The following is a 12,294-nucleotide window of genomic DNA, read 5'->3' on the forward strand; positions in this document are numbered from 1 at the left end:
CCATTTATGGAAATTGCTTTTACTATGAGTTTTAGAAATGGCATTTTATACGCTAACAATAATTTAGTTGGTATTGGAAGCCAAGGAAATGGTTTTGGTGTAGATATAGGTGATTATGATGCATATAATATGATATTAGATGTTAACCATGTAATTGATGGTTACACAAGTTTTGATGTGTATCAAGTAGATTATAACACGATTGAATTGTATAATATTTATACAGATACATCTTACTTTTTACACGGATCTCAAAGAAGTGGATTTGATTATGATATGGTTTTTTATGATAATATTCATTATTTCTTACAAGAATATGAAGCTTGGGAAAAAACATATACAAGTGTTTATGGAAACTTAAATGAGTTTGATAACGAAAATTACTTACAGTTTTTAACTGGGAATAATGATAGTGAATTTAGAAGTTCTCAAGATTTAGTTACAACTAACCCAAATAATTTATATTGGGATTACACAGGAGTTTATGGTGTAAATAATGTGTCAGGAAATATGTATCAAAAACATTTAATTTTAGATTACGATTATTTTGCTAACGAACATTTTGAATTAAGTGTAGTAAACGACCAAAGGATTGAGTTGTTTCATGCAAGTTCTGGAACTTTATATGAGTTTACAGGTAGAGGTTATATTGCTTATTACAAAGAAGGAAATACCATAGATAAAACCAAAACATCTGCTGAAAAGAAACGTAAACAATATACGCCAAAAGTAGAAAATACACGTGAGCCTAAAACACGTAAATAATTAGGAATTTAGTTAGTTAAGTAAAACCCCAACACTTTGGTTAGTGTTGGGGTTTTTTGAATTATCTATAAAAATTCATCTCATCTAAATACTTCCAAACATCTTGTTGGAGTAGCGGTTTTACATTTTTATTAGCCTTAATACTATTTCTAATTAATGTAGAAGACAATTCTATTATTGGCGCTTCTACTTTTGTAATTTTTGGATGATTTTTAAACTGAGTTTCTATTGTGCCTTCCGATATTCTAGGATACACATACACATGGTAATCGTCTAAAATGGCTTGAAAATTTTTCCATTTATTAAAGCTTTTTAAGTTGTCTTCGCCCATAATAATAGAAAATTCATTTTTAGGATGCCTTTCTTTTAAATGAAATAAGGTATTAACTGTGTAATTAGGCTGAGGTAAGTTAAATTCTATATCGCAAGGTTGCAACTTATCGTAATCTTTTGTTGCTAAATACACCATTTCTAAACGTTGGTGATTATCTAAAAGCGAACTTTTCTTTTTAAATGGATTGTGTGGTGTAACTACAAACCAAACCTGATCTAAATCGCTATTTTCTACCAACTGATTAGCAATAATTAAATGCCCAATGTGTATGGGATTAAAAGAACCAAAATATAAGCCTACTTTCATTTTAGAATGCTGTTTTTATCATACAAAAATACGAATTAATAAAATGTAAAATTATCCTCTAAACAAGAAGAAATCATCTTTCATATCTTCTATTTGCGCATCTTCATTTGTAATAATATAATCAATAGCTTTACTGGTAAAAGCATCACCTTTATTGGTTAAAGACACAATGTTTTTTTCTATAGAAATCATGTTATTTTTTAAAGCCAATTCTAAAACAGATTTAGCTCTTACTTTTTGCCAATTAATATGCTCTCTTAAATGATTAACGTGTCGTTCTTCTAACTCATCATGGTTTTTAAGATGCAGTAAGAATGTTAATAAAGAAACTTCTGTTCGTTGTTGCTTTTCTCTATAAAGTACAGCAATAACACCTTTACTTGGTGCAAATAAGTAGACCAACAAAAAGACTAGGCCTAACATTGTAGTAATACTACCGGCAATGGATGCATCTAAATAATGAGCCAACCAATAACCTGAAATTGCTGAAAAAACACCTAATATTACGGCTATAATCAACATTTTTTTAAGATTTGTAGTTAATAGGTATGCACTTGCAGCTGGAGCTATCATTAGAGCAACAACAAGAATAGCTCCAACAGCTTCAAAAGCCCCAACAGTAGTAACCGATGAAACACTCATTAATCCATAATGAATTATTATAGGTGAAAACCCTAAAGAAGCCGATAAACCTTCGTCAAATGTGCTCACTTTTAATTCTTTAAAAAAGGCTAATAGCAAGACTATAGTTACTGTTAAAATACTTCCAATTAACCATAAAGACTTTGGTCCAACATCTGTCCCAAGCCAAATTAATCTATCAAATGGTGCAAAAGCTAATTCGCCTAATAAAACTGCGTCAACATCTAAATGGACATCATTGGCGTTTTTAGCAATCATAATTACTCCTATACTAAAAAGAACGGGAAACACTAAACCAATTGCGGTATCTTCTTTTACCAATCCTGTTTTTTGAATATATTCTACTAGAACAACCGTAATAATACCTGTGAAAGCGGCTAAAAACAATAGTAAAGGTGAATTTAGATCTTGTGTTATAAAAAAACCAATTACAATTCCTGGTAAGATTGAATGGCTAATAGCATCACTAATCATTGCCATTTTTCGCAATACCAAAAACGTTCCTGGAATTGCACAAGCTATAGCAACTAAACTAGCAATAAGCTGAATTTCAATTTGTGCGTTATTCATTGTTTTGAGATTGTTGGTTATATAAATTACTAGCGGTTTTAAAGCCTTCTTGAGTTAAACTCCATTCAGTTCCAGTTATAGTAATGTAGTTTTTTTCTTCTAAGGATTTTAAAGTGTTTTTTGTAAAACCTTGAAAATTATTTAATAGTTTTATGGTGTGCGGATGCGAAACATTTTCGTGTGTTTCTGCAATTCCATACATAAAAGCTAAAGTTTTGTGAAGTTTTAAATCTCGTCTGTTTTTCATGAAACGAATCTGTTTAAATAATAAACCACGACTTGGCGAAAATATAAACGAGAATATTACGAAAATTCCAGCAACAATAACAATTACTGGTCCAGTAGAAAGGTTGTTTTGACTAGCACTAATTATGGTTCCAAATACACCAGAAAAAGCTCCAAATATAGCTGCTAAAAATACCATTTTTGCTAAGCTGTTTGTCCATTGTCTAGCTGCTGCTGCTGGAGCTAATAACATAGCACTCATTAATACTACACCAACAGTTTGTAGACCTAAAACAATAGCTAAAACAATAAAACTAGTAATTAATACATCTATAAATTTAATATTGAAACCTAGTGTTTTTGTGTAATCTGCGTCAAATAATAAGAGTTTAAATTCTTTCCAAAACAAGAGTAAAACGATTAAGCATAATCCTGTTACAATTGCCATTAACCAAACATCTTCTATTAATAAAGTCGCAGCTTGTCCAAATAAATATTTGTCTAATCCTGCTTGATTTGCATTAGGTTGCTTTTGAATAAAAGTTAATAACAACATTCCGAATCCAAAAAATAAAGACAAAATTAACCCTAATGCGGTATCCGATTTTAAATGCGTTTTTGTAATAATTCCCCTAATCCAAAACGTTCCAATTAAACCACTAACTAAAGCACCAAGTAATAATATGTTACTGTCTTTTGCTCCTGTAATTAAAAAGGCAATAGCAATTCCTGGTAAAGCTGCGTGAGAAATAGCATCGCCTAGAAGACTTTGTTTTCTTAGAACGGCAAAACTACCAAGCATACCACAAACAGCCCCTAGAATAGCAGTTCCAATTGCAATAACCTGAAATGTATAATCGTTAAAATCCATTTATAATTTTAGTCTATAGTTGTAATTAGTGATACTTATAACAATTATTCTTGCACACTTACTTTAAAATTAATTCCGTAAGTTTTAGTTAAATTATCGTCATTAAAAATATCTTTTACTGGTCCAGTTGCAATTTTTTTGACATTTAAAAAGGTTACCCAATCAAAATATTCTGGAACAGTTTGTAAGTCATGATGAACTACAATGACTGTTTTTCCTTCTTTTCGTAATTCTTTTAAAATATTAATAATAGCAATTTCTGTAGTTGCATCTACTCCTTGAAAAGGCTCATCCATAAAATAGATTGAGGCATTTTGGACTAAAGCTCTCGCTAAGAAAATTCGTTGCTGTTGTCCACCAGAAAGCTGACTGATTTGTCGGCTTTTAAATGGTAACATTCCTACTTTCTCTAAAGCTTCTAATGCTGCTTTTTTTTCTTTTTGTCCAGGACGTTTTATCCAACCTAATGCGCCATATGTTCCCATCATTACAACATCTAAAGCTGTGGTTGGAAAATCCCAATCTACACTTCCTTTTTGCGGTACATACGCTACCAAATGTCGTTGCTTATTGTAAGGTTTTCCGTAAATAGAAACGCTTCCTGCAATAGGTTTTAAAATCCCTAAAATAGATTTTATAAGTGTAGATTTTCCTGCACCATTTGGCCCAACTATAGCCATTAAAACACTTTCAGGAATTTCTAAATCTATATCCCACAAAACAGGTTTGTAATTATAAGCAACGGTTAAATCGTCTACTTTTATTGCGATATTCTTTGCCATAAATAAGTTTATGTATTATCTATTTCAGTGCATTTACAATTGTATTCACATTATACTTAAACATACCTGTATAGGTTCCTTCTTTTGTTCCAGAAGTTCCTAAGGCATCAGAATATAATGTTCCTCCAATTTCTACTTCGTGATTTTTAGCTTTTACAGAAGCCTGTAGGGCTTCAATAGTTCTTTTGGGAACTGAACTTTCTATAAAAACAGCTTTTATGTCCTTTTCAATAATAAAGTTTGCTAATTTTTGAACATCTTTTACTCCAGCTTCGGTTGCAGTACTTAAACCCTGTAGGCCAACGACTTCAAAATTATATTGTTTACCAAAATAATTAAAAGCATCATGCGCTGTTACTAATATGCGTTTCTCTTTTGGTAATGTTGCTATAGTAGATGTAACTTTAGTTTCTAAGGCTTCTAGTTCTGTTAAAAAACGTTGCTCATTTAATTTGTACGCAGCCGCATTTTTAGGATCTTTTTCTGCTAATATTGAAGCTGTTATTTTTGCAAATTGTTTAAAATACTCAATATTAAACCAAACATGTGGATCGTAATTAGAAACAAAGTATTCGCTACCAATTAAATCTGATTTATCTAGAAATTCTGCTAAAGGTACTTGGGTTTTATTTTGACGTTCCATTTTTTCGAAGACCTCAACCAACTTACCTTCTAAATGTAAACCGTTGTAAAAAATAACATCGGCATTTACTAATTTTGTTACATCACCTTCGCTTGCTTTATATAAGTGCGGATCTACACCAGAACCCATTAATCCCTTAAGGTTGATGTGTTCTCCTCCAATGTTTTTAACCAAATCGGTTATCATAGTTGTCGTAGTAACTACGTTTAATTTATCATTATCAGCTTTTTCATTTTTACAACTAAAAAGTGTAGTTACTAGGGCTAATGTTATTATTTTAAATTTCATTTTTTACTCGTTTTTAATATAGATTTATTTAGGAATTCTAAAGCTAATTCCTGCACTTAATAATATATCTTGACCTTTTGTAATACTAGACCCAACAGTTGCATCTAGTTGCACGTTTTTATTAATTAAATACGTTAAACCTGCATCCCATAAATGGTTAGCTTTATTGTCTTCTGGAAAATCTCCATAAATCTCTGCATAAACGCCAATTTTATTTGTAATACTATAGCCGTAAGCTACTGTGTAAATGTAAGCTGCTTCAGGCGAATCGTTTCCCCAAGCTGCGCCAATATTATAAGCTATACTCGATTTTTCGGATAAGGTATGTGCAAACGAAAATCTAAAATCTACACCCGTAGTTTCTGGCTTATAATCTGTAGATGCTGAAAAAGGTAAATACATATGCCCTAAAAAGCCAATTTCTGGCATTGCACCTTTTTCCTTGGAAATGGTAGTTTTAAATCCTAATAGTAAAGGATCAAATCCAGAAGTTACATTTTCTAATTTCTTCCCGTTTATAGAGGTTTGGCCTTCAATAAAATTCCAACCTAAACGCAATTCTAAATTATCTAATAAACCGTAACGAACTAATGTGGTATTGTAAATAAAGTTTTCTGTTTTTATAGAATTCTCTTCAAAACTCTCGTAAAAACCACCAGTTTCTACTTGTAAAAAACCTTTTGGCACAGCAGTAGGTGATTCTGTAGCATCTGGTCTATCCGTTATTAAAGCTCCTAATTCTTCGGTTTTAGTTTCTGTTTGAGCAAAACTTAAATTTGAAACTGATAATATAACTAAGGTTAAAAAGGTTTTAATTAATTTCATTGACATAAATAATTTTTGTAAAATCTTGGTTTAATAAAATGGTGTTATTGTTAATTCTAATCTGGGTCATCTTTGTGTTAGAAAACTGCTTTACTACTTCTAAGGTGTTTCCGTACTTTAAGCCATTTTGAGCACAAAAATCAAAGAAATCTTTATCATCGCTCATTAATCGTGCAATAGTATATGTCTTGTTTTCTACAGATTTTTCTAAAGAAATTGAAATATCTGTTGTTGTAATTTCTCCGTCACTATTAGGAATAGGATCACCGTGAGGATCAAATTTTGGATGACCTAAATATGCGCTTATCTTTTCGGCTAAAAAATTAGAAGTTTCATGTTCTAGTAATTCAGCTTCTCGATGAATATCGTGTAAAGACATATCAAAGGTTTTAAATAAAAACGCCTCCCATAACCTATGCTTTCTAATAACGTTTAATGCTATTTTTTCGCCTTTAGAAGTTAACTTTAAAGGCTTGTATTTTTCGTAATTAAGCAACTCTTTTTCGGCTAATTTTTTAGCCATATCTGTTGCAGCCGCATTAGAAATCTGTAAGTGCTTTGCTATACTTCCTGGCTTGGTATCGTTAACACTATTTAAATTATTCTTATAAATAGTTTTAATAAAATTTTCTACAGCTACAGACATTTTTGTTAAATTAATTACTTTTTTAAGTGTGCTTAAATATTTTTCAAATATAACTAAAATATTTTAATTTTAGTGTGGTTTAATAATTGTAGTATCTTCGTCAAATAAATTAATTATATATGAAACCTTATTTAATTCTAATTGCACTATTTTTTACATTTTCAATAAGCGCACAAGACTCTGTTAAAGTTAAAGCACCAAGAGTTACTATGCAGCAACACTTAAATATTCCAATACAAGTAAATAGTGTTTCTATTGAGTTAATTAAAGTGTTGAGCGATTCACGTTGCCCAAAAGGTGTAAATTGTATTAGAGCTGGAGAAGCTAAAATTTTAGTAGAAATTATTGAAGCAGGAGAGATTATAAAACGTAAAGAAATTGTAATTCAAGCAGCTAATCATCCTAATAATTATCCTTTAGTTTTTGAAGATAGAACAATTAAAGTTTTTGCAGTAGACTTACTACCTTACCCAGTTTATAATAATAAAACCGAAGACAAAGACTATATTTTTAAAGTTGAAAAAAGGCAAATTTAAGCCTGATTTTTGAAATTAACATCCGCAACTACCATTTCCGCAGTCTTTATCCTTTTTCTTTTTTTTTGGTAAGAAGTATTTAGAGACTAAAAAACTTAATGAAATTAGTAAAGCAGTAATAACTAAAACTTTTTGAATAAAAGGGTTCATAGATTCTATTTATTTTAAGAATTGATAACTTGCTAAAGCTACAAGATACGCCAAAGCAGTCATAACTACTAATTGATAAGTTGGCCATTTCCAACTATTAGTTTCACGCTTTACAATAGCCAAAGTACTCATACATTGCATTGCAAATGCATAAAAAAGTAATAGTGATATTCCTGAAGCAAATGTAAAAAGTTTTCCTCCAGTTATTGGATTTATTTCAGAAGCCATTCTGTTCTTAATCGTTTCTTCATCGTCGCTTCCAACGCTATATATAGTAGCTAGAGTTCCTACAAAAACCTCACGAGCAGCAAAACTACTAACTATAGCAATTCCAATTTTCCAGTCGTAACCTAATGGTCTTATTGCTGGTTCTATAGCGTGACCTGCAATTCCAATAAATGAATGTTCTAATTTATGAGATGCAATTTTTTTGTTTAATTCTTCTTCGTTTAAATTATCTGATGCAAATTGTTGAGTTACAATATTTTCAGCATTATTAAAGTTTTCTCCTGGACCATAAGAAGCTAAAACCCAAAGAACAATAGAAATAGCTAAGATTATTTTTCCTGCGCCAACTACAAAAGATTTTGTTTTTTCTAGAACAGTTAGGGCTACATTTTTAAATAATGGTAGTTTGTAGTTTGGCATTTCTACTACAAAAAACGTTTTACTTTTAATTTTTAAGACTTTATTTAATAAGTATGCGGAAAATACCGCAGATCCAAATCCAATTAAATATAATAACATTAAGGTTAAAGCTTGATAACCTAAGCCAAAAAACGAACCTTCTGGGATAACTAAAGAAATAATAATTAAGTAAACAGGTAAACGTGCCGCACAGGTTGTAAAAGGTGTTACTAAAATAGTAATTAAACGTTCTTTCCAACTTTCTATATTTCTGGTTGCCATAATAGCCGGAATGGCACAAGCAGTTCCTGAAATTAAAGGAACAATACTCTTTCCGCTTAATCCAAAACGTCGCATAATCTTATCCATTAAAAAGACCACACGACTCATATAACCGCTCTCTTCAAGAATAGCAATAAACAAGAATAAAAAAGCAATTTGTGGGATAAATATAACAATTCCACCAAGTCCGGGAATAATTCCTTCGGCTAATAAATTGGTAAAATCTCCTGCTGGTAAAGCATTTTTAGTCCATTCACTAAAATGTGCAAAAGCAGAGTCTATAAAGTCCATTGGTACGCTAGACCAATCGTAAATAGCTTGAAATATAGTAAGAAGAATTAAAAAGAAAATTAAGTAGCCATAAATTTTATGAGTTAAAACTCTGTCTAATCTACTGCGTAAGTCTTTGGCTAGAGATGCATCTACAGTTTGTCCAATTTTTAAAACGTTATTAATAAATTGATAGCGTTTTATGGTTTCTTTTTGTTGAAGTCTTTTTAAATCGCTTTCAGATTTTGTCTTGAAACTGGTAATAGCATTAATCTCTTTTCGGTCTGTTTTTCCAAAGTTAACATCTTGGGTAATAACTAACCAAAGTTTATATAATAACTGATTCGGAAATGCTTTACGAAGTCTGTTAAAATACTCTTTATCTATTTCAGAAGCGTGCAAACAAGGCTCAGAAGAGACTTCTTTATAATTTTGGATTAGTTCTGTAAGCTCATTAATTCCCGTTTTTTTACGCGTACTTATTAGAGCTATTTTTGTTTTTAAATGTTTTTCTAGATGTGGTATGTCTAAAGAAATACCTTTGTAATCCATTCTATCTGCCATATTAATAGCTAAAATGGTTGGTATTTCTAAATCTTTAATTTGAGTAAAAAGTAATAAATTCCTCTTTAGGTTTTCTACATCGCTTACAACAACAACAACATCTGGAAAATCTTTATCGTTTTTATTTAGAAGTAATTCAATAACAACATTTTCATCTAAAGAAGATGCGTTTAAAGAATAAGTTCCTGGTAAATCTATAATATGAGCCTTAAGGTTTCTGTCTAATTTACAAATCCCTTCTTTTTTTTCTACAGTAATCCCTGGATAGTTTCCTACTTGCTGATTTAAACCTGTTAAGGCATTAAAAACAGATGTTTTTCCTGTGTTTGGATTTCCAATTAAAGCTACGTTTATCTGTTTACTCATTAGTTTTTTCGATTAAAACGTGAATAGCAGTTTCTTTTCTAATAGCTAAATGGCTACCATTAACATTTAGGTATAATGGGTCTGAAAAAGGCGCTATTTGAACCAATTGAACGTTATTGCCTGGTAAACAACCCATTTCTAAGAGTTTTAGAGGTATTTCGGTAGACGAAACATCAGTAATTACTGCTGTTTCTCCCTTTTTTAAGTCTGCTAGTGTTGTACTCAAGCTTATTTAGATTGATTTTAAAGAAGTAAAAATAATAGAAAATGTTCAGTCAAAAAAAAAATAGACAATAAACTAATCTTTATAGCTATTTTTTAATGTTTCTAAGTCTTCTAAAAGTGTTTTTAGAGCTTCTGGATTTGTACCGTCATAAAACCCGCGTATTTGGCGTTCTTTATCTATTAGTATAAAGTTTTCGGTATGAATCATATCATATTTATCACCATTTCCAGTAGTTTTTACAGCTAAGTAACTTTTTCTTGCTAATTCGTATATCTGTTTTTTATCGCCAGTAACTAAATGCCATTTTTTATCGTTAACTCCTTTTTTCTTAGCATAACGCTTTAGTTGTGCTACACTATCGATTTTTGGTGTTACTGAATGAGATAGTAACATAATATCGCTATCGTTCAAAATTTCTTTTTGAATGTCATACATATGATCTGTCATTATTGGGCAAATAGTTGGACAGGTTGTAAAAAAGAAATCTGCTATATAAATTTTATTTTTGAAATCCTCCTGAGTAACAGTTTCTCCATTCTGATTAATTAAAGAGAAATCAGCTATTTTATGGTATTTTTTTTTATGCTGAATTGTACTGTCTACTAATTCGATATTTACTAGTGCTGGTTGGTAAATGGGAAGTATCTTTTCTACTTTTAAAATAGAATAAATAATAGCCATAATTAAAATGGATAATACTAAAAAAAACAATCCAAAATTTTTATACTCCTTGAAAGATGATGACATAATAATGTTTCTTGAAACAAAAATACGAGTTAGATTTTCATTAGAAATAGAATAAAGACATAAATTACTGTTAATCTTAAAACTCAATGTCCTTTAATTTTTTTAAACTAAGCTTAAATATGTACTTTTGGGCGATTATTTACTGAATATAACCCAAATGGAATTTATTATAAAAATTGGACAGTTTCTATTAAGCTTGTCTTTACTTATTGTTTTACACGAATTAGGACATTTTATTCCTGCAAAAGCATTTAAGACTCGTGTAGAGAAGTTTTACTTATTTTTTGATGTGAAATTTTCACTATTTAAAAAGAAAATTGGAGGAACAGAATACGGAATTGGTTGGTTGCCTTTAGGTGGATACGTAAAAATTGCCGGTATGATAGACGAAAGTATGGATACCGAAGCTTTGAAAGAAGAGCCAAAACCTTGGGAATTTAGATCTAAGCCAGCTTGGCAACGTTTAATTATAATGCTTGGCGGTGTTTTTGTAAATTTTGTTTTAGCGTTGATTATTTATATAGTAATGTCTTTTGCTTATGGAGATGCAGATTATGATGCAAAAAGTATGAAAGCTGGTTATGCTGTTGAGAACCCTTTAATGACTAATTTAGGTTTTCAAACAGGAGATCAAGTACTAAAAGTTGATGATAAACAAATTGAAAAGTATTTAGAAATAAGAAACAGTATAATTGGCGCTAAATCAATTACATTCAATAGAAATGGTGAAGAAAAAGTAATAAACTTGCCTGAGGATTTTTTAGGACAATTATCTACAAGTAAGGATAGAAGTATGTTTGAACTTCGTATTCCTTTTGTAGTTTATGAAATACCTGATTCTTCACTTAATAAAAATATTGGCTTGTTAAAAGATGATATTATTCAAACCTTAAACGGTAAGGAAGCTAAGTTTTTAGATCAAGTACTTCAAATTGCAGAAAATTCTAAAAACCAAACAATTCCTGTTGAGGTTTTAAGAAAAGGAAAATTAGTGTCAGCTAATTTAAAAATTGATAACAATGGTAAGTTAGGGATTGTTCAAGGTGTTTCTCCAAATAAATCTGCAGAATTAGGATATTTTAATATTGTAACAAATGAATATTCTTTTGGTGAAAGTTTTGGTGTTGGTTACGATAAATTCACTTCTCAGATTTCGGGGTATTTTGGTCAGTTAAAACAAATTTTTAGCCCAAGTACAGGAGCTTATAAAGGTGTAGGTGGTTTTAAAGCTATTTACGATGTTTTTCCAGATACTTGGAACTGGGGAAATTTCTGGAGTATAACAGCATTTTTATCTATTATGTTAGGAGTTTTAAACTTATTACCAATTCCAGCTTTAGATGGAGGACACGTTATGTTTTTATTGTATGAAATGATTTCTGGACGTAAGCCAAGCGATAAATTTATGGAATACGCACAAACGGTTGGATTCTTTATTTTAATAGCTTTAGTCTTGTTTGCTAATGGAAATGATATTTTTAAAGCAATATTTAATTAATAATTTGAAATAAATAAAAAAAAACTTTGCGAATATTTAAAAACCTTATATATTTGCAACCTCAATAACAAAACACTCCTCTTTAGCTCAGTTGGTTAGAGCATCTGACTGTTAATCAGAGGGTCCTAAGT

General features: G+C 30.5%; 13 protein-coding genes. 3 read left to right on the top strand and 10 right to left on the bottom strand.

What is annotated here, in order from left to right; genetic code table 11:
* A partial coding sequence (locus ACFDSN_RS09710; RefSeq protein ID WP_375239655.1) for a nicotinic acid mononucleotide adenyltransferase occupies positions 1-765 on the top strand: 765 nt, incomplete at its 5' end.
* A gap of 61 nt (positions 766-826) precedes the next feature.
* Here the strand turns inward: ACFDSN_RS09710 and nadD are convergent.
* The 7 genes from nadD to ACFDSN_RS09745 are packed head-to-tail and all read right to left on the bottom strand — an operon-like array spanning position 827 to position 6,897.
* The gene (nadD, locus tag ACFDSN_RS09715; protein WP_375239656.1) at positions 827-1,405 is read right to left on the bottom strand and encodes a nicotinate (nicotinamide) nucleotide adenylyltransferase; all 579 of its coding nucleotides are present in this window, start codon (positions 1,403-1,405) and stop codon (positions 827-829) included.
* A 51-nt stretch (positions 1,406-1,456) separates the two neighbouring features.
* Positions 1,457-2,617, bottom strand: a complete 1,161-nt coding sequence (locus ACFDSN_RS09720) for a metal ABC transporter permease (RefSeq protein ID WP_375239657.1) — start codon at positions 2,615-2,617, stop codon at positions 1,457-1,459.
* Entirely contained in the window at positions 2,610-3,713 is a 1,104-nt protein-coding gene (locus tag ACFDSN_RS09725) for a metal ABC transporter permease (RefSeq protein WP_375239658.1), read from the bottom strand. Before ACFDSN_RS09725 ends, ACFDSN_RS09720 begins: the two co-directional genes overlap by 8 nt.
* A 44-nt stretch (positions 3,714-3,757) precedes the next feature.
* On the bottom strand, positions 3,758-4,495 hold the full coding sequence (locus ACFDSN_RS09730) for a metal ABC transporter ATP-binding protein (protein ID WP_375239659.1): 738 nt from the start codon (positions 4,493-4,495) through the stop codon (positions 3,758-3,760).
* A 19-nt stretch (positions 4,496-4,514) separates the two neighbouring features.
* Complete coding sequence (locus ACFDSN_RS09735) at positions 4,515-5,426, bottom strand: metal ABC transporter solute-binding protein, Zn/Mn family (RefSeq protein WP_375239660.1); 912 nt, start codon at positions 5,424-5,426, stop codon at positions 4,515-4,517.
* A gap of 24 nt (positions 5,427-5,450) precedes the next feature.
* Complete coding sequence (locus ACFDSN_RS09740) at positions 5,451-6,251, bottom strand: transporter (RefSeq protein WP_375239661.1); 801 nt, start codon at positions 6,249-6,251, stop codon at positions 5,451-5,453.
* Positions 6,238-6,897: a metal-dependent transcriptional regulator gene (locus ACFDSN_RS09745; protein WP_375239662.1), complete on the bottom strand. Its 660-nt coding sequence runs from the start codon at positions 6,895-6,897 to the stop codon at positions 6,238-6,240. The genes ACFDSN_RS09740 and ACFDSN_RS09745 overlap by 14 nt, the downstream gene beginning before the upstream one ends.
* A gap of 119 nt (positions 6,898-7,016) precedes the next feature.
* Here ACFDSN_RS09745 and ACFDSN_RS09750 point away from each other — a divergent pair, with 119 nt between their 5' ends.
* Entirely contained in the window at positions 7,017-7,433 is a 417-nt protein-coding gene (locus ACFDSN_RS09750; RefSeq protein ID WP_375239663.1) for a hypothetical protein, read from the top strand.
* A 159-nt stretch (positions 7,434-7,592) separates the two neighbouring features.
* On the opposite strand, the gene feoB is transcribed toward ACFDSN_RS09750, so the two are convergent.
* The 3 genes from feoB to ACFDSN_RS09765 form a co-directional block, all read right to left on the bottom strand.
* A complete protein-coding gene (feoB, locus tag ACFDSN_RS09755) occupies positions 7,593-9,692 on the bottom strand; it encodes a ferrous iron transport protein B (protein ID WP_375239664.1) in 2,100 nt (699 codons plus the stop codon).
* A complete protein-coding gene (locus ACFDSN_RS09760; RefSeq protein WP_375239665.1) occupies positions 9,685-9,918 on the bottom strand; it encodes a ferrous iron transport protein A in 234 nt (77 codons plus the stop codon). The genes feoB and ACFDSN_RS09760 overlap by 8 nt, the downstream gene beginning before the upstream one ends.
* Before the next feature lie 72 nt (positions 9,919-9,990).
* Entirely contained in the window at positions 9,991-10,665 is a 675-nt protein-coding gene (locus tag ACFDSN_RS09765) for an SCO family protein (RefSeq protein WP_375239666.1), read from the bottom strand.
* 157 nt (positions 10,666-10,822) lie between these two features.
* On the opposite strand from ACFDSN_RS09765, the gene rseP reads away from it, so the two are divergent.
* Positions 10,823-12,163, top strand: a complete 1,341-nt coding sequence (gene rseP / locus ACFDSN_RS09770; RefSeq protein ID WP_375239667.1) for an RIP metalloprotease RseP — start codon at positions 10,823-10,825, stop codon at positions 12,161-12,163.
* The last annotated feature ends 131 nt before the right edge of the window (positions 12,164-12,294 follow it).

It is taken from the genome of Aurantibacter sp., assembly GCF_042094015.1.
In the GTDB taxonomy this organism is placed as follows: domain Bacteria; phylum Bacteroidota; class Bacteroidia; order Flavobacteriales; family Flavobacteriaceae; genus Aurantibacter.

Coding starts and splice junctions, on each gene's coding strand:
- ACFDSN_RS09725 (WP_375239658.1), bottom strand. CDS start 3,713: ATGGATTTTAACGATTATACATTTCAGGTTATTGCAATTGGAACTGCT.
- ACFDSN_RS09740 (WP_375239661.1), bottom strand. CDS start 6,251: ATGAAATTAATTAAAACCTTTTTAACCTTAGTTATATTATCAGTTTCA.
- rseP (WP_375239667.1), top strand. CDS start 10,823: ATGGAATTTATTATAAAAATTGGACAGTTTCTATTAAGCTTGTCTTTA.
- ACFDSN_RS09750 (WP_375239663.1), top strand. CDS start 7,017: ATGAAACCTTATTTAATTCTAATTGCACTATTTTTTACATTTTCAATA.
- ACFDSN_RS09735 (WP_375239660.1), bottom strand. CDS start 5,426: ATGAAATTTAAAATAATAACATTAGCCCTAGTAACTACACTTTTTAGT.
- nadD (WP_375239656.1), bottom strand. CDS start 1,405: ATGAAAGTAGGCTTATATTTTGGTTCTTTTAATCCCATACACATTGGG.
- feoB (WP_375239664.1), bottom strand. CDS start 9,692: ATGAGTAAACAGATAAACGTAGCTTTAATTGGAAATCCAAACACAGGA.
- ACFDSN_RS09730 (WP_375239659.1), bottom strand. CDS start 4,495: ATGGCAAAGAATATCGCAATAAAAGTAGACGATTTAACCGTTGCTTAT.
- ACFDSN_RS09745 (WP_375239662.1), bottom strand. CDS start 6,897: ATGTCTGTAGCTGTAGAAAATTTTATTAAAACTATTTATAAGAATAAT.
- ACFDSN_RS09765 (WP_375239666.1), bottom strand. CDS start 10,665: ATGTCATCATCTTTCAAGGAGTATAAAAATTTTGGATTGTTTTTTTTA.
- ACFDSN_RS09720 (WP_375239657.1), bottom strand. CDS start 2,617: ATGAATAACGCACAAATTGAAATTCAGCTTATTGCTAGTTTAGTTGCT.